Source organism: Streptomyces sp. WG7 (assembly GCF_049975785.1).
In the GTDB taxonomy this organism is placed as follows: Bacteria; Actinomycetota; Actinomycetes; order Streptomycetales; family Streptomycetaceae; genus Streptomyces.
The window spans coordinates 483,471-507,338 of record NZ_JBNGGE010000001.1 but is presented as its reverse complement, the minus strand read 5'-3'; the positions used below and the strand labels follow the sequence as shown (position 1 = coordinate 507,338).

At 71.9% G+C, this 23,868-nt stretch carries 25 protein-coding genes; 14 read left to right on the top strand and 11 right to left on the bottom strand.

The features are described 5' to 3' along the window. Positions 1–196: 196 nt before the first annotated feature. The 3 genes from ACP4J0_RS02290 to ACP4J0_RS02280 all read right to left on the bottom strand — a co-directional run bounded on the left by ACP4J0_RS02290 (position 197) and on the right by ACP4J0_RS02280 (position 4,294). Entirely contained in the window at positions 197–1,627 is a 1,431-nt protein-coding gene (locus ACP4J0_RS02290; RefSeq protein ID WP_426596885.1) for a PP2C family protein-serine/threonine phosphatase, read from the bottom strand. A gap of 397 nt (positions 1,628–2,024) precedes the next feature. Next, positions 2,025–3,164, bottom strand: a complete 1,140-nt coding sequence (locus tag ACP4J0_RS02285) for an NlpC/P60 family protein (protein ID WP_426596884.1) — start codon at positions 3,162–3,164, stop codon at positions 2,025–2,027. A 335-nt stretch (positions 3,165–3,499) separates the two neighbouring features. After that, complete coding sequence (locus tag ACP4J0_RS02280) at positions 3,500–4,294, bottom strand: class I SAM-dependent methyltransferase (protein ID WP_426596919.1); 795 nt, start codon at positions 4,292–4,294, stop codon at positions 3,500–3,502. Positions 4,295–4,636: 342 nt separating this feature from the next. On the opposite strand from ACP4J0_RS02280, the gene mshA reads away from it, so the two are divergent. Beyond that, on the top strand, positions 4,637–6,010 hold the full coding sequence (gene mshA / locus ACP4J0_RS02275) for a D-inositol-3-phosphate glycosyltransferase (RefSeq protein WP_426520703.1): 1,374 nt from the start codon (positions 4,637–4,639) through the stop codon (positions 6,008–6,010). Next, complete coding sequence (locus ACP4J0_RS02270; RefSeq protein ID WP_426596883.1) at positions 6,003–6,506, top strand: YbjN domain-containing protein; 504 nt, start codon at positions 6,003–6,005, stop codon at positions 6,504–6,506. Before mshA ends, ACP4J0_RS02270 begins: the two co-directional genes overlap by 8 nt. Positions 6,507–6,600: 94 nt before the next feature. Here ACP4J0_RS02270 and ACP4J0_RS02265 read toward each other — a convergent pair whose 3' ends face one another. Next, positions 6,601–7,410 (bottom strand): AraC family transcriptional regulator, encoded by an 810-nt coding sequence (locus tag ACP4J0_RS02265; protein WP_426596882.1) that lies wholly within the window; start codon positions 7,408–7,410, stop codon positions 6,601–6,603. Positions 7,411–7,459: 49 nt separating this feature from the next. On the opposite strand from ACP4J0_RS02265, the gene ACP4J0_RS02260 reads away from it, so the two are divergent. Further along, positions 7,460–7,897, top strand: coding sequence for a DUF2000 family protein (locus ACP4J0_RS02260; RefSeq protein ID WP_426596881.1), 438 nt, complete (start codon positions 7,460–7,462; stop codon positions 7,895–7,897). Positions 7,898–7,922: 25 nt separating this feature from the next. Here ACP4J0_RS02260 and ACP4J0_RS02255 read toward each other — a convergent pair whose 3' ends face one another. Further along, a complete protein-coding gene (locus ACP4J0_RS02255) occupies positions 7,923–9,287 on the bottom strand; it encodes an MDR family MFS transporter (protein WP_426596880.1) in 1,365 nt (454 codons plus the stop codon). A gap of 166 nt (positions 9,288–9,453) precedes the next feature. Here ACP4J0_RS02255 and ACP4J0_RS02250 point away from each other — a divergent pair, with 166 nt between their 5' ends. Next, positions 9,454–10,215, top strand: coding sequence for a phosphoglyceromutase (locus ACP4J0_RS02250; protein ID WP_426520693.1), 762 nt, complete (start codon positions 9,454–9,456; stop codon positions 10,213–10,215). An 80-nt stretch (positions 10,216–10,295) separates the two neighbouring features. Here ACP4J0_RS02250 and ACP4J0_RS02245 read toward each other — a convergent pair whose 3' ends face one another. Then, complete coding sequence (locus ACP4J0_RS02245) at positions 10,296–10,793, bottom strand: DUF5959 family protein (protein WP_426596879.1); 498 nt, start codon at positions 10,791–10,793, stop codon at positions 10,296–10,298. A gap of 133 nt (positions 10,794–10,926) precedes the next feature. Here ACP4J0_RS02245 and ACP4J0_RS02240 point away from each other — a divergent pair, with 133 nt between their 5' ends. From ACP4J0_RS02240 to ACP4J0_RS02230, 3 genes are all read left to right on the top strand, one after another. Continuing rightward, the gene (locus ACP4J0_RS02240; RefSeq protein ID WP_426596878.1) at positions 10,927–11,286 is read left to right on the top strand and encodes a helix-turn-helix domain-containing protein; all 360 of its coding nucleotides are present in this window, start codon (positions 10,927–10,929) and stop codon (positions 11,284–11,286) included. A gap of 76 nt (positions 11,287–11,362) precedes the next feature. Next, positions 11,363–11,773: a VOC family protein gene (locus ACP4J0_RS02235; protein ID WP_426596877.1), complete on the top strand. Its 411-nt coding sequence runs from the start codon at positions 11,363–11,365 to the stop codon at positions 11,771–11,773. Positions 11,774–12,236: 463 nt separating this feature from the next. After that, complete coding sequence (locus tag ACP4J0_RS02230) at positions 12,237–12,782, top strand: DUF4232 domain-containing protein (protein ID WP_426596876.1); 546 nt, start codon at positions 12,237–12,239, stop codon at positions 12,780–12,782. A gap of 218 nt (positions 12,783–13,000) precedes the next feature. On the opposite strand, the gene ACP4J0_RS02225 is transcribed toward ACP4J0_RS02230, so the two are convergent. From ACP4J0_RS02225 to phoU, 4 genes are all read right to left on the bottom strand, one after another. After that, positions 13,001–13,384, bottom strand: a complete 384-nt coding sequence (locus tag ACP4J0_RS02225; protein ID WP_426596875.1) for an SCO4225 family membrane protein — start codon at positions 13,382–13,384, stop codon at positions 13,001–13,003. A gap of 123 nt (positions 13,385–13,507) precedes the next feature. Further along, positions 13,508–13,756: an SCO4226 family nickel-binding protein gene (locus ACP4J0_RS02220; RefSeq protein WP_426596874.1), complete on the bottom strand. Its 249-nt coding sequence runs from the start codon at positions 13,754–13,756 to the stop codon at positions 13,508–13,510. Between the two features lie 106 nt (positions 13,757–13,862). Further along, entirely contained in the window at positions 13,863–14,018 is a 156-nt protein-coding gene (locus ACP4J0_RS02215) for a hypothetical protein (protein WP_426596873.1), read from the bottom strand. Between the two features lie 256 nt (positions 14,019–14,274). Next, a complete protein-coding gene (phoU, locus tag ACP4J0_RS02210; RefSeq protein ID WP_426596872.1) occupies positions 14,275–14,964 on the bottom strand; it encodes a phosphate signaling complex protein PhoU in 690 nt (229 codons plus the stop codon). Between the two features lie 223 nt (positions 14,965–15,187). Here phoU and ACP4J0_RS02205 point away from each other — a divergent pair, with 223 nt between their 5' ends. Together ACP4J0_RS02205 and ACP4J0_RS02200 are read left to right on the top strand one after the other, a co-directional pair. Then, positions 15,188–16,522: a sensor histidine kinase gene (locus ACP4J0_RS02205; protein ID WP_426596871.1), complete on the top strand. Its 1,335-nt coding sequence runs from the start codon at positions 15,188–15,190 to the stop codon at positions 16,520–16,522. Then, complete coding sequence (locus ACP4J0_RS02200) at positions 16,519–17,199, top strand: response regulator transcription factor (RefSeq protein ID WP_043381903.1); 681 nt, start codon at positions 16,519–16,521, stop codon at positions 17,197–17,199. The genes ACP4J0_RS02205 and ACP4J0_RS02200 overlap by 4 nt, the downstream gene beginning before the upstream one ends. Before the next feature lie 138 nt (positions 17,200–17,337). On the opposite strand, the gene ACP4J0_RS02195 is transcribed toward ACP4J0_RS02200, so the two are convergent. Beyond that, a complete protein-coding gene (locus tag ACP4J0_RS02195; protein WP_426596870.1) occupies positions 17,338–18,081 on the bottom strand; it encodes a copper chaperone PCu(A)C in 744 nt (247 codons plus the stop codon). Positions 18,082–18,881: 800 nt separating this feature from the next. Here ACP4J0_RS02195 and ACP4J0_RS02190 point away from each other — a divergent pair. The 5 genes from ACP4J0_RS02190 to rlmB all read left to right on the top strand — a co-directional run bounded on the left by ACP4J0_RS02190 (position 18,882) and on the right by rlmB (position 23,798). Further along, a complete protein-coding gene (locus tag ACP4J0_RS02190) occupies positions 18,882–19,364 on the top strand; it encodes a CarD family transcriptional regulator (RefSeq protein WP_003953493.1) in 483 nt (160 codons plus the stop codon). Between the two features lie 285 nt (positions 19,365–19,649). Beyond that, a complete protein-coding gene (ispD, locus tag ACP4J0_RS02185) occupies positions 19,650–20,426 on the top strand; it encodes a 2-C-methyl-D-erythritol 4-phosphate cytidylyltransferase (RefSeq protein WP_426596869.1) in 777 nt (258 codons plus the stop codon). Next, the gene (gene ispF, locus ACP4J0_RS02180) at positions 20,416–20,919 is read left to right on the top strand and encodes a 2-C-methyl-D-erythritol 2,4-cyclodiphosphate synthase (RefSeq protein ID WP_426596868.1); all 504 of its coding nucleotides are present in this window, start codon (positions 20,416–20,418) and stop codon (positions 20,917–20,919) included. Before ispD ends, ispF begins: the two co-directional genes overlap by 11 nt. Before the next feature lie 393 nt (positions 20,920–21,312). Then, positions 21,313–22,713: a cysteine--tRNA ligase gene (cysS, locus tag ACP4J0_RS02175; protein ID WP_426596867.1), complete on the top strand. Its 1,401-nt coding sequence runs from the start codon at positions 21,313–21,315 to the stop codon at positions 22,711–22,713. Between the two features lie 143 nt (positions 22,714–22,856). After that, entirely contained in the window at positions 22,857–23,798 is a 942-nt protein-coding gene (rlmB, locus tag ACP4J0_RS02170) for a 23S rRNA (guanosine(2251)-2'-O)-methyltransferase RlmB (protein WP_426596866.1), read from the top strand. Positions 23,799–23,868 lie beyond the last annotated feature (70 nt).

The following is a 23,868-nucleotide window of genomic DNA, read 5'->3' as shown; positions in this document are numbered from 1 at the left end:
GCGTGCGGAGCGTGCCGGCCGCGCAGGCCATGTGGATGGTGCACAGCCGTGCGGGGTGTCCGGATCGTGCGGGCCGTTCAGGCCGTGCGGGGCGTCCGGATCGTGCGGGCCGTTCAGGCCGTGCGGCTCGGCTCGAGTGGTTCGATTCCGTTCGGCCCGTTCAGCCCGTTCAGCCCGTTCAGCCCGTCCGGCCCGTTCAGCCCGTTCGGTCCAGCAACACCACGGCCACGTCGTCCGTCAGCTCGCCGCCGTTGAGCTCGCGGACCTCGTTGACGGTCGCCCGCAGCAACTGCTCGCCCCGCAGCCCCTCGGAGAGCTGGCGGCGGACCATCTCCACCATGCCGTCCTGGCCGAGCCGCTCCCGGCCCCCGCCGACGTGGCCCTCGATCAGGCCGTCGGTGTACAGCATCAGGCTCCACTCGGCGCCCAGCTCCACCTGCATGCGCGGCCAGCGCGCGCCCGGCAGCAGCCCGAGCGCCGGGCCGTTGTTGTCGTAGGGCAGCAGCCGGGCGGGCGTGCCCGGGCCGGCGACCAGGGGTGCCGGGTGCCCGGCCAGGCACAGGCCGGCGCGGCGGCCGTCGGGGGCTATGTCCACGGCGCACAGGGTCGCGAAGATCTCGTCGTCCGAGCGCTCGTGTTCCAGCACCTGCTGGAGCGTGCCCAGCAGCTCGTCGCCGCAGAGCCCCGCCAGGGTCAGCGCGCGCCAGGCGATCCGCAGCTCCACACCGAGGGCCGCCTCGTCCGGGCCGTGCCCGCAGACGTCGCCGATCATGGCGTGCACGGTGCCGTCCGGGGTGCGGACGACGTCGTAGAAGTCACCACCGAGCAGGGCACGCGAGCGGCCGGGGCGGTAGCGGGCGGCGAAGCGCAGCGGGGAGCCGGCCAGCAGCGGGGTCGGCAGCAGGCCGCGCTCCAGGCGGCGGTTCTCCTGGGCGCGCAGCCGGCCCTCGGCCAGGCGCCGCTCCGCCGAGTCGGAGCGCTTGCGCTCGACGGCGTAGCGGATCGCCCGGCTCAGCAGCCGGCCGTCGAGCTCGTCGCGGAACAGGTAGTCCTGGGCGCCGACCGCCACGGCCTCCGCGCCGCGCTCGGCGTCGCTGGAGGAGGTCAGCGCGAGTACGGCGTGCCGGGGCGCGAGCTCCAGCACGTGCCTGAGCACCGTCAGCTCGTCGTCACCGCGTGCGTCCCCGTTTCCGTTGCCGCTCCCGTTGCCCTCGGCGCTATTGCGGGCCGGGGCGGGGGCCGGCAGGGCGAGGTCCAGCAGGATGCAGTGGACGTCGTCGGTCAGCAGCCGCTCGGCCTCGGTGAGGTTGCGGGCGGTGCGGACGCGGATCGGCTTGCCGGTCTGGTCGAGCAGGTCGGGCACGATCGGCGAGCCGCCGGGATCGTCCTCGATCAGCAGCAGCGTCAGATTGCCGGGGCCGGTGCTCTCGAGCTGGTTCGTGGTCGCGTTCGTGGTCTTCTCGCGCTTCTCCGTGGGGTGCTCTCGCCGGGTGGTGGGGTTCTCGGCCGGGTTCGTCGCCCTGGCCGGGGCCTGTTCCTTGGAAGGGCCGCTGTCCAGGGACGCGGCGGGCGCCTGACCACACTCCACGGCCGGGATCGCCCTCTGCCGCGGTACGGGTACGGGCATCGTCTTGGTTTTCCTTCCCTCCCCCCGAGGGCATGGCGGGGCGAGGGACCTCGACCCACCGACGGGGACCATAGCGGGTGACGGCACCGCTGCGGAATGGTCCAGAACACGTCGGGCGGCCATCGGCCACTGTCATATGCCGCGTTACGTACCGCAGTTGGACACGTCGGCCGGGGCCCGGGGATGACGAACGTCACGCGGGGCGGGGCTCCGGGCGTGGACTGGGTCACGTGGCCCGCTTCACGTCAGCCGCTTCACGTCAGCCGTTTGTCGTCAGCCGTTTGTCGTCAGCCGTTTGCCGTCCCCCGCTTCACGTGCCCGCGCCGGGCGCGTGGCCCGTGTCGCCCGGTGGGCCGGGCCCGGCGTCGGAGGTCCGCGGGTGCGCCCGCGCCCGGGGTCACTCCGAGGGCGCCGTGCCCGTGTCCGTGCCCGTGTCCGGGCGCACGACCCCGAGGATCGGCATCGAGCCCGCTCCCGCGATCGTGATCGAGCGTCCCGGGCGCGGGGCGTGCACGACGGAGCCGTCGCCGACGTACATGCCCACGTGACTGGCGTCGTCGAAGTAGATGATCAGGTCGCCGGGCCGCATGTCCTCGATGTCGACGCGCTTCAGCTGCTTCCACTGCTCCTGCGAGGTGCGCGGGATGGCCTGCCCGGCCGACACCCAGGCCTGCGAGGTCAGACCGGAGCAGTCGTAGGCCTTCGGGCCCTCGGCGCCCCACTGGTACGGCTTTCCGACCTGGGCGGTGGCGTACGCGACGGCCTTCCGGCCCCGCTCCGTCGCCTCGGTGTCCAGATCCTCGAGGATGCCGGAGCCGAGCCAGGCGGTCTGTGCCCTGGCCTGGGCCTCCCGCTCCAGCCGGGCGAGCCGCTCCTTCTCCTCCTGCTCCAGCTCGGACTCCAGCTTCTCGGCCGCCGCGATCTGCTTCTCGATCTTCTTCTGTGCGGTGGCCTTGGCCTTGCGGTTGGCCTCCAGCTCCTTGAACTGGGCGGAGGCGTCCGCCGTGTAGGCCTTCAGGTCCTCCTGCGCGCGGGTCAGCTCGCCGAGCAGGCCCTTGGTCGCGCGCTGGCCCTGGATCACCCGGTCGGTGCCGTCGAGGAAGTCCTCGGGGTCGTCGCTCAGCACCAGCCTGGCCTCGTCGGGCAGGCCACCGGTGCGGTACTGGGAGCGGGCGGCCGCACCCGCGCGGTCCTTCAGGCCGTCGAGCTTCTCCTGGCCCTTGACGATCTTCTTGGCCAGCTCGACGATCTCGGCCGACTGCTTCTGCGTCTTCTCCTCGGCGGCGTTGTACTCCTCCGTGGCGGAGGCCGCCGTGCGGTAGAGCTCGTCGAGCTTCTTGCGTACGGCCTCGAGGTCCTTGCCGGGAGTGGCGGCCGGCGCGGAGGCGGAGGGGGAGGCGGTGGGAGAGGCGCCGGGGGCGCGCGGGGAGGGTGCGGGCCCGGGGTCCGCGAACGCCGTGCCCGGTGCCGCGAGCACGGTGACCGCGCAGACCACGGTCACGGCAGCGGTCATCCAGCCATGCTTCCCCGTACGCATACCTCGCCCCCAAGCTGATTAACCGTCAGTAACATAAGTCGTCCGGGGGGATCGTGCCATGCCGGCGCGGAAAGTGACAGAGGCCGCGCCCGTCTCCTGCTCCCTCCCCTTTCGCCCCGTCTGTCTCGTCGCCGTACGGCGATTGCTCCGCTGCCCTGCCGCCGCCCCTTGCCGTCCTGCGCTGTCCCTCGCGCTGCGCCCTGCTGTCCCTCGTAGCTCCCCCGCTGTGTGACGAACGCCGCACGGAGATCGTTCCCAGCCTCCGCGTGTTCCCGGCCTTCGCGCGCTCCGGCCCTCTCGCCCTCCCGCCCTCCGCCTGCCGTCCCGCCGCCGGTTCACGCGCGCGGCGCCAACGCCTCCCACCGCACCGTCACTTCACCCTGGCGCCAGCGCACCGGCCCGTCCGTCACCGGCCAGTCGGCGGTCAGGTCCCGCACCGCACGCATCCAGCGCTGGCGGGCGCCGTAGGAGGCGTAGGGCGCGGCGGCGGCCCAGGCGCGGTCGAAGTCGCGCAGGAAGGTGTGCACAGGCTCGCCGGGGACGTTGCGGTGGATGAGCGCCTTCGGGAGCCGTTCCGCCAGGTCGGAGGGGCGGTCCAGGGAGCCCAGCCGGGTCGCGAAGGTGACCGTGCGAGGCCCCTCGGGTCCGAGCGCCACCCATACGTGCCGGCGCCCGATCTCGTCGCAGGTCCCCTCGACCAGGAGCCCGCCGCCGGAGTGCTCCGACGCGGGCGCGAGCCGCGCGCACAGCCGCCGCCAGACCGCGGCGACCTCGTCCTCGTGGTACTGGCGCAGCACGTTCGCCGCCCGGATGAGGACGGGCCGGCGGGAGCCGGGGGAGAGGGGGACCTCGAAGCCGCCGTGGCGGAAGACGAGCCCCGCGCGCGCGTACGGCTCGGCCGCGGCCACCCGCGCGGGGTCGATCTCGACGCCCACCACGCGCGCGTGCGGCGCGACCGTACGCAGGCGGTGCAGCAGCTCGACAGCGGTCCAGGGGGCCGCGCCGTAGCCGAGGTCGACGGCGACGGGATCGGCGGCGCGGCGCAGCTCGGCACCGTGCGTGGCCGCGATCCAGCGGTCCATGCGGCGCAGCCGGTTCGGATTCGTCGTCCCGCGCGTGACCGTGCCCACGACGCGCGTGACCGTGCTCACGACGAGTGCCCCCCGCTCATGGGGGTCTCCCCGCTCATAGGGGTCCCGCCGCGCGAGCGGAGCCGGGCGTGGGGGAGGGCGGTGGCGCGGGAGGGCATGCGTACGAGGGTATGCGGCCGAGCCGGGTCCGCTCCCTTCGGAGCGTCTCCCGGTTCCTCCCCGTCTTGACGCAATCCCGCTTCGAACGGTTGAGCGATCAGCGGTAATGATTCGGCAAAGGTCGGGAAACCGGAAATGGAGCACCGCCATCCGGTGTTCGCACCTCTTGGAGGGCGGCGCGTGTCCTCCGCACGGCATGTCCGCAGCGAGGAGGAACGGCTCGTGAGCCAGTACGTCAGCAGGCTCGGGCGTCGCTCACCGGCGGCTTCCCCGCGGCTCCGGCTGCTGCGCAGGCCCCGCCGCGTCGCCATGCTCTCCGTACACACGTCACCGCTCCACCAGCCGGGCACCGGCGACGCCGGCGGCATGAACGTCTACATCGTCGAACTCGCGCAGCGCCTCGCCGCGATCAACATCGAGGTCGAGATCTTCACGCGCGCGACCACCGCCACGCTCCCGCCCACCGTCGAGCTGGCGCCCGGCGTCCTCGTGCGCCACGTCGACGCCGGACCGTACGAGGGCCTGGCCAAGGAGGAGCTGCCGGCCCAGCTGTGCGCCTTCACCCACGGCGTGATGCAGGCCTGGGCCGGACACCGTCCCGGCTACTACGACCTGGTCCACTCCCACTACTGGCTCTCCGGCCACGTCGGCTGGCTCGCCGCCCAGCGCTGGGGCGCCCCTCTGGTGCACGCCATGCACACCATGGCCAAGGTCAAGAACGCCAACCTCGCGGAGGGCGACACTCCCGAGCCGGCCGCCCGCGTCATCGGCGAGACGCAGATCGTCGCCGCCTCCGACCGCCTGATCGCCAACACGGCGGAGGAGGCCGACGAACTCGTCCGGCACTACGCCGCCGACCCGGCCAAGGTCGCCGTCGTCCACCCCGGCGTGAACCTCGAACGGTTCCGTCCCTTCCCCAAGGGCTCCGAACCCGGCCCCGGGGAGACCGCGAACGCCCGCGCCGCCGCCCGCGCCCGCCTCGGCCTGCCGCAGGACGCGCTGATCCCGCTCTTCGCCGGCCGCATCCAGCCCCTCAAAGCCCCCGACGTGCTCCTCCGCGCCGTCGCCGTCCTGCTCGACGAACGCCCCGACCTGCGCTCCCGCATCGTCGTCCCCGTCGTGGGCGGCCCCAGCGGCAGCGGCCTCGCCAAGCCGGAGGGCCTGCAGAAACTCGCCGCGCGGCTCGGCATCGCCGACGTCGTACGGTTCCGCCCGCCCGTCGGGCAGGAACAGCTCGCCGACTGGTTCCGGGCCGCCTCCGTGCTGGTGATGCCGTCCTACAGCGAGTCCTTCGGCCTGGTCGCCATAGAGGCCCAGGCGGCCGGTACACCGGTCCTCGCCGCCGCGGTCGGCGGCCTCCCGGTCGCCGTGCGCGACGGGCACACCGGCCGCCTCGTCGAGGGCCACGACCCCGCCGCGTACGCGCGCGTGCTGCGCGATTTCGCCGACAACCCGGAGCTGACGCCCCGGATGGGCGACGCCGCCGCCCGGCACGCCCAGTCGTTCGGCTGGGACAGCGCCGCCGCCGCGACGGCCGACGCCTACACGGCCGCGATCCACTCCCACCGCCGTCGCGTACGCTCCCACCATGGCTGAGGCGGCACAGAAGACGGCACAGGTGCTCGAGGCGGCGCTCAAGGACGCCGGGCTGGAGTGGGAGAGCCCCGAGCCCGGCAACTACGTCGTCAAGCTCCCCGGCACCCGCAAGCTCTCGACCACGGTCTCCCTCCTCCTCGGCCGGCACTCCCTCTCCCTCAACGCCTTCGTCATCCGCCACCCCGACGAGAACGAACCCGCCGTCCACCGCTGGCTGCTGGAGCGCAACCTCAAGCTGTACGGCGTCTGTTACGCCGTGGACCGCCTCGGCGACGTCTACGTCACCGCGAAGCTGCCCCTCGCCGCTGTCACCGCCGACGAGATCGACCGCCTCCTCGGCCAGGTGCTGGAGGCCGCCGACGGCGCCTTCAACACCCTGCTGGAGCTGGGCTTCGCGTCCGCCATCCGCAAGGAGTACGAGTGGCGGACCGCGCGCGGGGAGTCGACGCGGAACCTGGAGGCGTTCCAGCACCTGATCGAGCGCGCGGGGGACTGACGTCTGTCGGGAGCCGGAGGTCCGGCTCGGAGCCCGGCGTCCGACAGGAGTCCGACGCCCCTCAGACGGTTCCCCTCAGGTGCCTGACGCCCCTTCAGTGCCGGCCGCTGGTGCGGTAGCGGCCGGGCGTGACGCCCACGAGCCTCTTGAAGTGCCGGGTCAGATGGGCCTGGTCGTAGAAGCCGGTCGCGGCGGCCACGTCGCCCGGGGTGCGCCCCGCGAGCAGCAGCCGCCGGGCCCGGTCGACACGGCGGGACATCAGGTACTGGTGCGGCGCGATGCCGTAGGCGCCGCTGAACGCCCGTACCAGGTGGGCCGGATGGGCGTGCACGAGCGCGGCCGCGTCGTCCAGGCCGATCCCCTCGACGACCCGTTCGTCGAGCAGTTCCCGCAGCCGGCGGGCGAGGACGGGATCCCGGCGCGCCGGACTCCCGTCCCCCCGGGGCCGCAGATGGGCGTGGAGCCGCTCGCCGATCAGCGTCAGCCGGCTCTCCGCCTCCAGCTCGTCACCGGGCAGGGCGAGCGCCGCGTGCAACTGCCCGACCCGCCGCCGCAGCACCGGATCGCGCAGGTCGGGGGCGTCGACGGCCGGGCCGATCAGGTCGTCGCCGAGCCGTGATGCGTCCAGGTACAGGACGCGTTTGCGGAAGCCGTCCGGGGTGGCGGGGGAGCCGTTGTGCGGCACGTGCGGAGGCAGCAGCGACACCGTGTCGTGCGGGGTGCCGTGCTCGTGCCGGTCCAGGTCGTACCGCACGGCCCCGTCGTCGACGATGAGCAGCGTCCACGCCTCGTGGACGTGCATCGGATAGGCGTACTCGGTGTAGTGGGCGTGGAAGACCTCGACGACGCCCGGGACTCGTGGGCGCCAGGCGGCGACGTTCCGCGTGTCCCGGTCGGCGGCCATGCAAAAAACGTACAAGACCGGGCCGTACGCCGACCGGCAGTCTCACCCCATGAGCACGCACGACGCAGACGACCCCATCCGCTTCGACACCAAGATCGCCGTCCTGCTGCGCGAGGACCTGGAGACCTGGCAGCGCCTCAACGTCACCGCCTTCCTGGTCAGCGGCCTGGGCTCACAGGTCCCCGAGGTGATCGGGGAGCCCTACGAGGACGCCGACGCGGTCGGCTACCTGCCGATGTTCCGGCAGCCGGTGCTGGTTTTCGAGGGCACCAAGGAGACGCTGGTGAACGCCCACGCGCGCGTGCTGTCGCGCGCCCTGCCCCGCGCGCTGTTCACGTCCGACCTCTTCGCCACGAGCAACGACCGCGACAACCGTGCGGCGGTACGGGCCGTGCCCACGGCCGGGCTGGACCTGGTCGGCCTCGCGGTCTACGGCCCGAAGAACGCGGTGGACAAGGTGCTGAAGGGGGCGCGGATGCACCCGTGAGCGGCCCGGCGCCCGACGGTGGCCGTCAGGCGTTGGTGACCTCGGCCTTCGCGGACTCGGACGTGCCGGGGACCGCCCCGGGGACCGCCTCCGAACCCGCCTCCGAACCCGCATCCGAACTCGCCTCGGAGACCGCCTCGGGGGCCGCCTCGGGGACCGTCTTCGAGACCGTGGGGTCCTCCTCCGGCAGCCGGCGCATGAGCGCCCAGTACCCGGCCGCCGCCACCGTCCCGACGACGGCGCACACGCCCCACAGCCACTCGGCGCCCCAGCGGTCGATGACGAACCCGGACATCAGCGGGGCCACGAGGGAGGCGACCGCCCAGGACATCGTGTACATCCCCTGGTACCGGCCGCGTCCGTGCACGGGCGACAGCCGGACGACGAGCCCGGTCTGGGTCGGCGCGTTGACGATCTCGGCCAGCGTCCACACGCACACGGTGAGGGCGAAGACGCCGACCGACCCGGCGAAGGCGGTGAGCCCGAAGCCGTACCCGGCCAGCAGCGCCGAGCCGACGAGCAGCAGCCGGGGATCGCGGTGCTCGATGAACCGCGTGACGGGAATCTGGAGCACGACGATCAGCACACCGTTGACGGCGATGGCCATGCCGAAGTCGGCCGGAGTGAACCCCGCCTCACCCATGGCCACCGGCAGCCCGACGTACGCCTGCTGGAAGATCAGGGCGATGAGGAAGGACAGCCCGACCACACCCATGTACCGCCCGTCGCGCAGCACGGTACCGAGGGAGACGGGCGTCGCGTCCCCCGCGCCGGACGCCTCGCCGGCGTCCTCCTTCGGCCGGGACTCGGGCAGCTTCACGAAGATGAGGACGGCGCAGGCCATGGTCATGCCCGCCTCGACCAGGAACCCGGCGAGGTAGCTGACCTCGGCGATGAACCCGGCCGCCATGGAGGAGATCGCGAAGCCGAGGTTGATGGCCCAGTAGTTGAGCGAGAAGGCCCGGATACGGTCCTCGGGCCGCACGATGTCCGCCATCATCGCCTGCACGGCCGGCCGGGAGGCGTTGCTCGCCATGCCGACCAGGAAGGCGACGGCCGCGATGGCGACCGGGTCCCGCACGAAGCCGAGCAGTGCGACGGACACCGCGGTGGAGGCCTGCGCGACGAGCAGCGTGGGCCGCCGCCCGAGCCGGTCGGTCATCACCCCGGCGCCCAGCGAGGACAGGACCCCGCCGAGCCCGTGCAGCGCGGCGACCAGACCGGCGTACGAGGCGGAGTAGCCGCGGTCGATGGTCAGGTACAGCGCCATGAAGGTGGCGACGAAGGCACCGAGCCGGTTGACCAGGGTGCTGGTCCACAGCCACCAGAACTCGCGGGGGAGCCCGGAGACGGTCTCGCGCGCGGCACGTCTCAGTCCGGCGACTGACATGGGACCCCCGTAAGCAGATGGCAGAACAGATGTAAGTGCCTGGTGCGGCAAGCAGAACTTACAAACGGGCGATCCCCGGGAGCCACCCGATTAACAATTCCCGTCAACCGTCCGCCCTGCGGGCGCGGCGCGCGGGCGGTCAGACGGTTCGATTACGCTCGGAGCCATGGCCGACGCACCGTACAAGCTGATCCTCCTCCGCCACGGCGAGAGCGAGTGGAACGAGAAGAACCTGTTCACCGGCTGGGTGGACGTCAACCTCACCCCGAAGGGCGAGAAGGAGGCGACGCGCGGCGGTGAGCTGCTCAAGGACGCCGGCCTCCTGCCCGACGTGGTCCACACGTCCGTCCAGAAGCGCGCGATCCGCACGGCCCAGCTCGCGCTGGAGGCCGCCGACCGCCACTGGATCCCCGTCCACCGCCACTGGCGCCTGAACGAGCGCCACTACGGCGCCCTCCAGGGCAAGGACAAGGCCCAGACCCTCGCCGAGTTCGGCGAGGAGCAGTTCATGCTGTGGCGCCGCTCCTACGACACCCCGCCGCCGCCGCTGGACCGCGACGCCGAGTACTCCCAGTTCTCCGACGCCCGCTACGCGATGCTCCCGCCGGAGCTGCGCCCGCAGACGGAGTGCCTGAAGGACGTCGTCGTCCGCATGCTCCCGTACTGGTTCGACGCGATCGTCCCCGACCTCCTCACCGGCCGCACGGTCCTCGTCGCCGCCCACGGCAACAGCCTGCGCGCCCTGGTGAAGCACCTGGACGGCGTCTCCGACGCCGACATCGCGGGCCTGAACATCCCGACCGGCATTCCGCTCTCCTACGAACTGGACGCCGAGTTCAAGCCGCTGAACCCGGGCGGCACCTACCTGGACCCGGACGCGGCCGCCGCCGCGATCGAGGCGGTCAAGAACCAGGGCAAGAAGAAGTAAGCACCCACGATCAAGCCCCCTGCCTGCGCTTCTCCCGCGGGCAGGGGGCTTGTCGCTGTCTTGGGGCCGTCTCCGGGCCGTCAGACATGGCGATCACGCCGCCACGCGTGCGTACCGGGTGACGTCTCGACCACCTCACGGGGGTAGACCCCACGCGCCCGGGTGAGGAGGTCACGCTGATCGGCGGTCCACGTCGGCGGCAGCACGGACAACGGGAGGGTGGCTGTGATTCCGGTCGACGGCCCGTCGTGCACGGACACCAAGAGCCCGCCGTTCTCCTGGGGCTTGAACCTCAGGGAAGGAGTCCGCCCGGAGACGAGCCACGTGGCGAACCGTCCGGCCTCCAGCCTTCCCAGAACCTCCTCCCAGTCCTCCAGGTCCTCGGGGAAGAGGGTCACCACGAAGGAGGCGTTGAGGGACTCCTCTGCCACGATGACGATCTCGCACTCGAGGAGGTCGTGACCGGTCAGAACTCCGGGTTGATAACGGCCCAGGACGCGCACGGAGACACTGTGGCCACTGGTGCCGGGTCTGTCGGCCAGATGGATCAGATCGATGGCGCCATCCTCAGCGTGCATGGGTTTCCTCCCCGAAGTATCCGCGTCCGAGCATCCTGCCGAACCACTTGCCGATCTGCCGCGCAGGGGCTGTCCCGGCGGACCGTGATGAGATGGGGTCGTGAGCCGCGCCGCAGAAGAGACCAATCGCCGTATGCTCCGAGCGCGTGACGTGATGGACCGCGACTACGCGCAGCCGCTGGACGTCCCCGCCCTCGCCCGCATCGCGCACGTGTCGCAGGCGCATTTCACGCGTACCTTCCGGGCCACGTTCGGTGAGACACCACACCGCTACCTGCAGCGTCGCCGCGTGGAACGGGCGATGTTCCTGCTCCGGGAGACCGACCACAGCGTGACAGACATCAGCTTCGAGGTCGGCTTCACCAGCCCGGGCACCTTCAGCCGTACGTTCCGCGACATCGTCGGCCGGTCGCCGCGGACGTACCGCAAGGAAGCGGTCGCCGCGGGCGTGCCGACCTGCTTCACGATGGCGTGGGCCCGGCCGTATGCCTGACCGGCCGATGGAGAGCCCTGCCGACTGAGCAGTTTTGGATAAGTTCTCGGCCCGGCTGATCACTAGTGTCAGTGTCATGTTCAACGCCATCACGCAGTCACAGATATACGTCCTCGACCAGGACGAGGCCATCGACTTCTACGTCGGCAAGCTCGGCCTGGAGATCACCGCAGACGTCGACATGGGGTTCATGCGCTGGCTGACCGTCAGCGTTCCCGGCCACCCCGAGCGGCAGATCCTTCTGGAGAAGCCGGGCGCGCCGGCGATGTCGGAGGAGACGGCGGAGCAGGTGCGCGAACTGGTGACCAAGGGAGCCATGGGCGGCTGGCTCATCCTCACCACGGACGACTGCCGCAAGACCTACGAGACGCTGCTCGGCAAGGGGGTGGAGTTCACCGAGGAACCCACCGAGCGGCCGTACGGTATCGACTGCGGTCTGCGCGACCCCTTCGGCAACCGCATCCGCTTCACCCAGCCGAAGGGCTGAGGCCCCGACACCTGACTGCACCTTCACCGAGCCCTCGCCCTGCGGTTGCTTCGCGGCGCGGGGGCTTACTGCTGGGCTCGGGCCGACTCGGCCCGGGACGACGCTGCCTCAACTCCCGCCGCAATACCGCGCGTCAGCACGCGCCCCAGCGTTCCGCGCCGGCCGTCCATTCCATTCGGCGTCCCAGGAAGGCGGCATTCTTCCAGGTCAGAGGCGGTTTACGCATTCCAGCGTCCCGCAATTGCCGATGGAATGGCGGATGGGACGCCGGGTGGCACAGGCTTGGGTCATCAACAGCACGGCACCTCGCCGGACACGGTGGTCCGCCGCGCTCAACCCGGTCCTCATGACCCGCGTTCCGGCGCCCACTCGGGCCCCGGGCAGCACGGCGGGGACGTGACCGACCGGCACCGTCCGCCACCACAGGAACGTCTTCCTGGTACTCGGAGAAAGCAGACCCATCATGCGTATCGCCAACCGCTTCCGCTCCCGCTCGGCCGCCTCCTCCGTGGTCGCCGCCGCCCTCGCCCTCGTCGGTATCCAGGCCGCCGGGACGACCGCCGTCGCCGCGCCGAAGCAGGCCCCGTCGGTCGTCACCTGCACCGCGGCGAACACCGCGCTGACCGTCACCGAGGTGACCCGTCCGGTCAACCACCTGCTGCTCAAGGCCACCAACACCGGCACCAAGCCCTGCTACGCCTACAGCGCCCCCTACCTGAGGGCCGGCGCCGACGCCCAGGCCCCGCTGGCGTGGGCCCAGGAGACCACCCCGCAGGCCGTGGTGACGCTCAAGCCCGGTCAGTCCGCCTACGCGGGCATCCTGACGTACTCCCCCGACGGCGAGGGCGGCGGCAACGAGAAGACCCTGGGTGTGATCCTCGCCGACAAGAACGGCGGCACGGCCGGCCAGGAGAAGACCCTGAAGCTGCCGAAGGGCGGTGTGTTCTTCAACAGCGCCGCCACCGTCACCTACTGGCAGGACAACGCGGCGGACGCCCTGTCCTGGTAGCCGCCTCGACGCCCATGACACGGCCGCCGGCGGCCGCACCGGGCCCTCCGTCCGCACCGGGGGGCCGCAGTGCGGCCGCGACGGTGTTCCAGGCGGCCGCGGAGTTCCGGGAACGGGTGCCGGTCAGCGCTTCGCGGGCGCCGCCGTACAGCGTCGGAAGGCCGATCGATGAGCCGGACGTCCGGTTCGGACGGCCGTCGTCAGCCGTCCCCGCCGCCTCAGACGGCCGTCGTCAGCCGCCCGCGCCGGCGACGCCGTCCCCGCAGGCCCTGCCAGGCCGCGCCCACCGCCAGTGACTGGACCAGTGCCGAGACCGCGATGCCGCCGACGAAGAACCACGTCGGCGCGTCGCCGCCCCAGCCCGCTTCGCCGAGCCAGGCGACGAAGCCGAAGGCCGGGAAGGCGGACAGGGCCGGCCAGACCCAGACGAGGGACGCGTCGGGGCTGTTCGTGAAGAGGGGTTCCAGCGCGGCGACGGCCGACGCGCCGCCGACCAGGGCGAGGTAGACCGCCGAGGCGCGGTTGGCGAAGGCCAGGCGGGTGAAGGTGCGTATCGGGCTGGTCTTCCCGGTGGTCTTCCCGGTGGGCTTCCCGGTCTTCATCGGATGCAGGTCTCCCCGTACGTCGTGTTCCCGTCCTGCCTCCAGGGTCGGACGGGGACGGGCCGACGGGCCTGAGTACCCGTACTCAGGTCGACGACGCGGCACCTGGGCCAGGGAGAAGGCCTACACCGTCAGCGGGACCTCGTGGATCTCGTCCGCCCTGTGGCCCGCGCGCTCGTGGACGCGCTGGACGGCGTCGGCCGACGGGGCCTCGGAGAGGCAGTAGACCGTGCCGGATTCCGGGTCCGCCCACGCGTGCTCGAAGTGGACGTCCTCGTCCTTCTCCACGGCGAGGTCCGCCTGGTGGGCCTGGTGGAGCTGGTCCGCGGTGATGCCGTGCATTCCGTGGTGCACGTCCATGAAGTGAGCCATGGCCTCGCACCCCCTTCAGGGTCTTTCCTTCAGGGTGCGCCCGTACGGCGTCCGGGGCGAACCCGGACGCCGTACCACGCCGTACCGCTCTTCGCTGCTTACCGCGTCAGCCGCACTGGCAGGGATTGCCCGACTGGCAGCCGCAGCCGCAGCCCGAGCCGCAGCCGCACGCGGCGACCAGGGGCAGGCTGCGGGTCTCGGGCGGCTGTTCGGTGGGGCGTTCCTGTGCGGGGTCGGGACTGGTGCTGGGGGAATCGGCCATGGTTCCTCCTGGAGGCTGGTGCCTGGGCCCATTGCACGCCCCGGGAGCCAGTCGCAGCAACGGCGCATTGGGGCGAACGCGCGCGCCCCCGGCCTGCCCGCCCGGCCCGCCCGCCCGACCGGGCCGTCCGACCGGGCCGTCCGACCGGGCCGACCGGCCCGATCCGTCCTGCCGACCTGTCCCCCTCGACCCGTCCCCCCCCGGACCCGTCCCCCCCCCGGACCCCTTCCGCCGGGCCGGTTCCGCCCGGCCTGCGTCAGGCCCCTTCGGCCTGCGTCGGCGGCTGGATGTCCGGCTGGAAGTCGTCCGCGTGTTCGCCGGTGACCAGGTAGACCACCCGCTTGGCGACCGCGACGGCGTGGTCGGCGTAGCGCTCGTAGTAGCGGCCGAGGAGGGTGACGTCCACGGCCGTCTCGATGCCGTGCTTCCAGCGGTCGTCCATCAGGTGCTGGAAGAGGGTGCGGTGGAGGAGGTCCATCGCGTCGTCGTCCTGCTCCAGCTGGAGGGCCAGGTCGACGTCCTTGGTGATGATCACTTCGGCCGCCTTGGCCATCAGGCGCTGCGCGAGCTGGCCCATCTCCAGGATGGTGGCGTGCAGGTCGTGCGGCACCGCACGCTCCGGGTAGCGCAGCCGGGCCAGCTTGGCCACGTGCTGGGCCAGGTCGCCCGAGCGCTCCAGGTCGGCCGACATCCGCAGCGAGGTGACGACGATGCGCAGGTCCGTCGCCACCGGCTGCTGCCGGGCCAGCAGGGCTATCGCCCGGGCCTCCAGTTCGTGGTGGAGCTCGTCGACCTTCTGGTCGCCCTCGATCACGTTCTCGGCGAGCTTCAGGTCGGAGTCGAGGATGGCGGTCGTGGCGCGTCCGATCGCCGATCCGACCAGCCGGGCCATCTCCACCAGACTGTCGCCGATCGAATCCAGTTCCTCGTGGTACGCGTCCCGCATCAGGGTTCCCTCTCGTACGTCCATTTAGGGGGCTCGCACTGGCTCGCACCGGCTCGCAACCCCTCACCGTGCCCCCACGCTTACACGTTCCGGCCCGTACGCGTCCGTTTCCGGCACCACAAATGAACCATCCCTGGCTCCAAGGTGAACTCTGGGCGACGAGTGTTCGAGGTCGCAGTCCGATGGCTGGGGCGGGGCCGTTCGGCATGCCTAACCTGGACGCATGGACGTGAACGCGGCGGTCGCCGCAGTGGCAGCGATCGCCGGAGTACTCACCGGCGTCATCGCCATGCTGGCGTTCCGCTGGAGCGAGCGCGACCAGCGCCGCCCCACCCGCACCTCCCTGCACACCGATCCCGTGCTCCCGCCCGGCGTGGACACCGTCCTGTCGGTGCTCCGTTCCTCCGCGGTCGTCCTCGACGAGGCCGACGCGGTGGTCAAGGCCAGCTCGGCGGCGTACGCCCTCGGCCTGGTCCGGGGCGGCAAGCTCGCCGTCGAGCCCATGCTGCAGATGGCCCGGGACACCCGGCGGGACGGGGAGATACGGCAGGTCGAGCTGGACCTGCCGAGGCGGGGGAACGGTCGGGGGGAGGCGCTCGCCGTCTCCGCGCGCGTCGCGCCCCTCGGGTCGCGGCTGGTGCTGCTGCTCGTCGAGGACCTCACCGAGGCCCGGCGGATCGAGGCCGTACGGCGCGACTTCGTCGCCAACGTGAGCCACGAACTGAAGACGCCGGTCGGGGCGCTCTCCCTGCTCTCCGAGGCCGTCATGGACGCCTCGGACGACCCGGAGGCGGTGGAGCGGTTCGCCGGGCGCATGCAGATCGAGGCGACCCGGCTCACCAACCTCGTGCAGGAGCTCATCGACCTGTCCCGCGTCCAGAACGACGCACCCCTCGACGACGCCGAGCCCGTCCGGGTGGACGAGCTGGTCGCCGAGGCCATCGACCGCTGCCGGCAGGCAGCCGGTACCAAGCAGATCACCATGGCCGCCGGAGGAACGGCGGATCTGCACGTACGCGGCAACCGCGGCCAGCTCGCCGCCGCCCTCGGCAACCTCGTCGAGAACGCCGTCAACTACTCGCCCGCCCGCACCCGCGTCGGCATAGCAGCCCGTCGCGTGGGCGCCCCCGGCGGCGACCTGATCGAGATCGCCGTGACCGACCAGGGCATCGGCATCTCCGACAAGGACAAGGAGCGCGTCTTCGAGCGCTTCTACCGCGTCGACCCGGCCCGCTCCCGGGCCACCGGAGGCACCGGTCTGGGTCTCGCGATCGTCAAGCACGTGGTCGCCTCGCACGGCGGGGAGGTCACGGTGTGGAGCGCCGAAGGCCAGGGCTCCACTTTCACCCTGCGACTGCCGGAGTCGGGCAGCGCCGCCCGTGACCGCGCACCGCGGCGGGCCGCCCGCGATGACCACGAGAACCGCGTGGACCAGGTCGAACAGATGGACCTGGGACACGTGGAACACGGAGAAATCGCCGAGAACGGGCGGTCCGCTTCTTCATCCCCCCACACTTCCCCGTACGAAACGCTTCCCGCCCCGGAGGTCCTTCCGTGACCCGTGTGCTCGTCGTCGAGGACGAGGAGTCCTTCTCCGACGTCCTGTCGTACATGCTCCGCAAGGAGGGCTTCGAGGTCGCCGTCGCGACCACCGGGCCCGACGGACTCGACGAGTTCGAGCGCAACGGCGCCGACCTCGTCCTCCTCGACCTGATGCTGCCCGGACTGCCCGGCACCGAGGTGTGCCGCCAGCTGCGCGGCCGCTCGAACGTCCCCGTGATCATGGTGACCGCCAAGGACAGTGAGATCGACAAGGTCGTGGGCCTGGAGATAGGGGCCGACGACTACGTCACCAAGCCCTTCTCCTCCCGCGAGCTGGTCGCCCGCATCCGTGCCGTGCTGCGCCGCCGCGGCGAGCCGGAGGAGGTCGCCCCCGCCGCACTGGAGGCCGGCCCCGTCCGCATGGACGTCGACCGGCACGTCGTGACCGTGGGCGGCACCAAGGTCGACCTGCCGCTCAAGGAGTTCGACCTGCTGGAGATGCTCCTGCGCAACGCCGGCCGCGTGCTGACCCGCATGCAGCTGATCGACCGGGTCTGGGGCGCCGACTACGTCGGTGACACCAAGACCCTCGACGTCCACGTCAAGCGGCTGCGCGCCAAGATCGAGCCCGACCCGGGCGCGCCGCGGTACCTGGTGACGGTGCGGGGGCTCGGTTACAAGTTCGAGCCGTAGAGCGGCCTGCGCGGCCGGTGCGGTCGGTACCGCCGGCCCCGCGCCCGTGCGTGACGTACGGACAACCCCGTACGGCGAAGGGCGGGACCTCTCTGCAGAGGTCCCGCCCTTCGCGCGGTACGAGCGGTGGTACGGGGCTCAGTGGCCGGCCGTTTCCTCCTGCGAGGAGGCGTCCGTCTCCGTGCCGGTACCCGCGGACTCACCGGTTCCGGCGGCGTCCTCGGTCCCGGACGTCTCGCCGTCGGACGGGGCGCCGGAGGTCTCGCCGTCCGACGGGCCGCCCGCGGACTCGCCGTCGGACGGCTCCCCGGAGGTCTCCTGCGACGGCTGCGACGACGCGCCGGGCGCGGCCGGCACGTCGCTCGGGCCCCACTCGGAGAAGTAGCTGTCGGCGGGGACGACGAACGCCTCCAGGCTCACGTCGCCGGTCTTGCTGAGGGCGAAGGTGACCTTCTGCGCGTCGCCGTCCTCGACGGCCTCGCGGCCGCCGGTCAGGACGGCCGAGGCGTTGCCCTCGCCGCCGAGGATCAGGGAACCGCCGGCCGGGACGGTCAGACCGTCGCCGGCGCCCTCCTCGCCCTCGGCGGGCTTCAGCTCGACGGGCTCGCCGGCGCCGTCCACGGTGATGGACTCGAGGGTCTGGTCCGTGCGGCCGTTGTTGAACAGGGTGGCGGAGACCGCGGCCGGGCCGGTCGACTCCGGGTCGGGCTGCGTGATGACGATCGCGTTCTGGATCTGGATGTCACCGACGGTCGTCGCAGCGTTGTCCGGCTTGATCTCCAGCGTCTGGGCGTTGTGACCGGCACCGCACGCGGCGAGCGAGGCGATCGAGAACGCGATGGCGGCGGCGGCGAGGGCACCGCGTCGAAGGCTGCTGCTCACGGCGGCGGCAACTCCTTGGACTCGAGCGGGGTGGCGGCAACGGATAAAGCCGCCCTAAGTGACTGTCAGCAGGGCTTAGGCTACCGAGCCGTTCCCCGGGCGCCGCACCCGACCCTCCCCCGAGCCGCGGGCTTCGCCCGGCAGGCGGTAGGCGCGGAGTGCGCGCCGCGCTCTTCCCGGTCTCCGCCTGGCCCCCCGGCCGGTCTCCGCCTGGCCCCCGGCCGGTCTCCCCCCGGTTCCCCAGCCGGTCTCCCCCCGGTTCCCCGGCCGTCCTCCGCCCGGTTCCCCGGCCGTCCTCCGCCCGGTGCTCCCTGGTGCCCTCCCCGGTGCCTCCAGGGCCGCGTCCCGGTCGCTTTGCCGCTTGCGCGCGTCCCTCATTCATATAAGAGGCCCCACGCCATACGAGTCGCCGATCGGTGCGCGAATTTTGCGTGAAGGAATGCGCGGACGGCCAGGAAATTGATCATCCGAGGGCCGGCCGGAGGACCCTCGTGATCAATTCCGGATTCGTCCGGAACCCCGCCCAGGTCACCGAACGGAGTAGCGGAAGTCGCACGCCTGGAACCGGACATAAGGGAACCTTCGGGCGGGTGAACGGGCCTCCGGGGGTGTGTGACGTGCACGTTTCGCCCGGCCCGAAGAGCCGCTCCGACCTGCGAATACTTTCTTCCGCTCGCTCCGCGCAGCACGTTCCCGTCGCTGTTGTCAAGCCCCGAGATATGCCCTGACCTGCGAAAACGCCATTCAGAAGACGCCGTTTCCGTGTTACCCTGGATAGCCACGGAAGGGGTACCTGTCACATGACGTTCAAGGTTGGCGACACCGTGGTCTATCCCCATCACGGGGCCGCGCTGATCGAGGCTATCGAAACTCGCCAGATCAAAGGCGTGGACAAGACCTACTTGGTGCTGAAGGTCGCCCAGGGTGACCTGACGGTACGTGTGCCAGCGGACAATGCGGAGTTCGTCGGCGTGCGTGATGTGGTCGGTCAGGACGGACTGGACCGGGTCTTCGAGGTGCTGCGCGCGCCGTATGCCGAGGAGCCCACGAACTGGTCGCGTCGTTACAAGGCAAACCTGGAGAAGCTCGCCTCCGGCGACGTCATCAAGGTCGCGGAAGTCGTACGCGATCTGTGGCGGCGCGAGCGCGAGCGCGGACTCTCCGCCGGTGAGAAGCGCATGCTCGCCAAGGCCCGCCAGATCCTGGTGAGCGAGCTCGCGCTTGCGGAGAACACCAACGAGGACAAGGCGGAGGCCCTGCTCGACGAGGTGCTCGCCTCCTGAGGCGAGACGCAGCCCGCTGCACGCCCGGTTCAGCGCACTGAATGCCGCGGTGCCCGATGACATTTCTGCTGTCGCCGGGCGCTGCGGCATGTTCGCACCCGGGAGCCGGGTCCGTCCCCTCATTCGTCTTCGGAGGCCCGTCCCGGGAGAATTCCCCCGGTCCTGGCGTGCCGGGCCCGGGCTGCTGGCTCGACCAGGGTCACGGAAGGGTCCGGTCAAGGCGTCGCGCCCGGCACGGTGAGGCCATACCCAACTTGGTCGAGCACACAAACCTGACAGGAACCGATGTCTGACGAATCGCGTCCCTCGCCCGCCGAGATGCCCACCGACGCCCGTGCGAACACCCGGACCGCGGCCGTGATTCCCGCCGCCGGCCGGGGCGTACGGCTTGGACCGGGAGCCCCGAAAGCGCTGCGTGCGCTGGGCGGTACTCCCATGCTCATCCACGCCGTCCGGGCGATGGCCGCCTCCCGTGCGGTCTCCCTGGTCGTCGTCGTGGCCCCGCCCGACGGAGCCACCGAGGTCAAGAGCCTGCTCGACGCCCACGCGCTGCCGGAGAGGACGGACTTCCTCGTCGTACCGGGCGGCGAGTCGCGGCAGGAGTCCGTACGGCTCGGCCTGGACGCGCTGCCGGCCGACTACGACACCGTCCTCGTGCACGACGCGGCCCGGCCGCTGGTGCCGGTCGACACGGTGGACGCCGTGATCGAGGCAGTACGGGAGGGCGCGCCCGCCGTGGTGCCGGCGCTGCCGCTCGCCGACACGGTCAAGCAGGTCGAGCCCGCCGCCGTCCCGGGCGAGCCGGAGCCGGTGGTGGCGACGCCGGAACGGGCGCGGCTGCGGGCGGTGCAGACACCGCAGGGATTCGACCGGGAGACGCTGGTGCGCGCCCACGAGACGGTGAGCGACAACGTCACCGACGACGCGAGCATGGTCGAACAACTCGGGCTGACGGTGATGGTCGTGCCGGGACACGAAGAGGCGTTCAAGGTGACACGGCCGCTCGACCTGGTGCTGGCGGAGGCCGTACTGGCGCGCAGGAGGCTGAACGATGGCTTCTGAGACGGACGGACTCCCCGTGCTGCCGCAGGTCGGGATCGGTACGGACATCCACGCGTTCGAGGACGGACGTGAACTGTGGTGCGCCGGACTCAAATGGGAGGGCGAAGGGGCCGGGCTGGCCGGCCACTCCGACGCGGACGTCGTCGCCCACGCGGCGTGCAACGCGCTGTTCTCCGCCGCGGGGGTCGGCGACCTGGGCCGGCACTTCGGCACCGGGCGGCCCGAGTGGTCCGGGGCGTCCGGGGTGACGCTCCTGACGGAGGCCGCGCGGATCGTACGGGCGGCGGGGTTCCGGATCGGGAACGTCGCAGTGCAGGTGGTAGGTGACCGGCCGAAGGTCGGCAAGCGCCGCGAGGAAGCGCAGAAGGTGCTGTCCGAGGCGGTGGGGGCGCCGGTGTCCGTATCGGGGGCGACGACGGACGGGCTCGGGTTCCCCGGACGGGGGGAAGGGCTGATGGCGGTGGCCACGGCGTTGGTGGCGCGGGTGGAGTGAGTGCGGGGTGCGGTGCAGGGCGCCGCCTGTGACGGTGCGGCGGGGGTGGTGCCGTACGGGGCTCGTCCCCGCGCTCCGGCTCGGGTTCCGCCCCCGTACCCCGGCTCGGGTTCCGGCCCCATGCTCCGGTACGGGTTTCGTCCCCGCACCCGGCAGGGGCTCGGCCCCGCGCTCCGGTACGGGCTTCGGCCCCCCACCCGGCAGGGGCTCCGCCCCGTCACCTGGCCCCCGGCCCCGCACCCACCGACCAGCCGACTCGGCCGGCCATCGGACAAGAGACTCCCCCTCCCGTCCCCTCCCGTCCCCTTCCCTCCCCCCGTCTCACCGACTCGGTCGGGCAACAAGCGGGCAAGTGCGCCCCTGGCACTGCCCCGCGCCTACTACCCTGGACCCGTGACTATTCGCCTGTACGACACCAGCGCCCGGCAGATCCGTGACTTCGCCCCCCTCACGCCGGGCTGCGTCTCGATCTACCTGTGCGGTGCCACCGTGCAGGCCGCCCCGCACATCGGGCACATCCGGTCGGGGCTGAACTTCGACATCATGCGCCGCTGGTTCGCGTACCGCGGCTACGACGTCACCTTCATCCGCAACGTCACCGACATCGACGACAAGATCATCAGGAAGGCGGCGGACCAGAACCGCCCCTGGTGGTCCATCGGGTACGACAACGAGCGGGCGTTCAACGACGCCTACGACGCCCTCGGCTGCCTGCCGCCCACCTACGAGCCCCGCGCCACCGGCCACATCACCGAGATGGTCGAGATGATGCGCGGCCTCATCGAGCGCGGCCACGCCTACGAGGCCGACGGCAACGTCTACTTCGACGTACGCTCCCTGCCCGGGTACCTGTCGCTGTCCAACCAGGACCTCGACGAGCTGCGCCAGCCCTCCGGGGAGGGCGAGAGCGGCAAGCGGGACCCGCGGGACTTCGCCATGTGGAAGGCGGCCAAGCCCGGCGAGCCCAGCTGGGAGACGCCGTGGGGCCGGGGCCGCCCGGGGTGGCACCTGGAGTGCTCCGCCATGGCGCACAAGTACCTGGGTGAGGAGTTCGACATCCACGGCGGCGGGATCGACCTGATCTTCCCGCACCACGAGAACGAGATCGCCCAGGCCCGCGGCTTCGGCGACGCCTTCGCCCGGTACTGGGTGCACAACGCCTGGGTCACCATGAGCGGCGAGAAGATGTCCAAGTCGCTCGGCAACAGCGTGCTCGTGAGCGAGATGGTCAAGCAGTGGCGCCCGGTCGTGCTCCGGTACTACCTGGGCACCCCGCACTACCGCTCCACCATCGAGTACAGCGAGGAGTCCCTGCGCGAGGCCGAGTCGGCGTACGCGCGGATCGAGGGCTTCGTGCAGCGCGTCACCGAGCTCGCCGGCCACGCCGGCGAGCCCGCCGCCGACGTGCCGCCCGCCTTCGCCGAGGCGATGGACGACGACCTGGGCGTCCCGGGCGCCCTCGCCGTCGTGCACACCACCGTCCGGCAGGGCAACAGCGCGCTGGCAGCCGACGACAAGGAGGCCGCGGTCGCCCGCCTCGCCGAGGTCCGTGCGATGCTCGGGGTACTCGGCCTCGACCCGCTGGACCCGCACTGGGCCGGGGAGCAGGAGCAGGGCGAGGACCTGAGGCACGTCGTCGACAGCCTCGTACGGCTCGTCCTCGACCAGCGCGAGGCCGCGCGGGCCCGTAAGGACTGGCCCACCGCGGACGCCATCCGCGACCAGCTGGGACAGTCCGGCCTGGTCATCGAGGACGGTCCGCAGGGGCCCCGCTGGAGCCTCGGCTCCCGCTGACCCCGGGCCCGGTCACCGAAGTCCGGGCCCGTGGACCCCGCGGGTTTCCGTAGATCGATTGTGCCGCCCGGCCCCCCGGGCGGCACACTGCATACAACGCACGTACGACGCACACTCCCGTAGAGAGCGGAGACAGGTAACTCATGGCCGCGAACAACCGCCGCATGTCCGGCAAGAAGGGCGCGCAGGTCGGCAGCGGCGGCAAGCGACGCCGGGGCCTGGAAGGCAAGGGGCCGACGCCCCCCGCCGAGATGCGCAAGGGGCACGCCAAGCAGCGTGCCGCCAACGCGAAGGCACGCCGCGCCACGGGACGTACGCCGCAGCGACGCGGGGGAGGCCGGTCGACGTCCGAACTCGTCGTCGGCCGCAACCCCGTCTACGAGGCGCTGCGCGAAGGCGTGCCCGCCTCGACGCTCTACGTCCAGCAGTTCATCGACAACGACGAGCGGGTGCGCGAGGCCCTCCAGCTCGCGGCCGAGCGCGGCGGCATCAACCTCATGGAGGCGCCGCGTCCCGAGCTCGACCGGATGACCAACGGGCTCAACCACCAGGGGCTTGTCCTCCAGGTCCCGCCGTACGAGTACGCGCACCCCGAGGACCTGGTCGCCGCCGCCCACGACGAGGGCGCGGACCCGCTGATCGTCGCCCTCGACGGTGTCACCGACCCGCGCAACCTCGGTGCCGTCGTCCGCTCCGTCTCCGCCTTCGGCGGCCACGGCGTCGTCGTGCCCGAGCGGCGCGCGGCCGGCATGACGGCGGGCGCCTGGAAGACGTCCGCCGGCACGGCCGCCCGCACGCCGGTGGCCCGCGCCACCAACCTCACGCGGGCGCTGGAGACCTACCAGAAGGCCGGGATCACGGTCGTCGGCCTCGCCGCCGACGGCGAGGCCGAACTCGGCGACCTGGAGGCACTGTCGGGTCCGGTCGTCATCGTCGTCGGCAGCGAGGGCAAGGGCCTGTCGCGGCTGGTCGGCGAGACGTGCGACGTCCGGGTGCGGATTCCGATGCCCGGCGGTGCGGAGTCGCTGAACGCCGGTGTCGCGGCGGGGATCGTGCTGTACGAGGCGTCGCGCCGGCGGGTCTGACACGGGCTCGGGGTGCGGTGACCGCCGGTCGGAGGCCGGCGCGGCCGTGGGAAGCCGCGCGGCCGTGCGA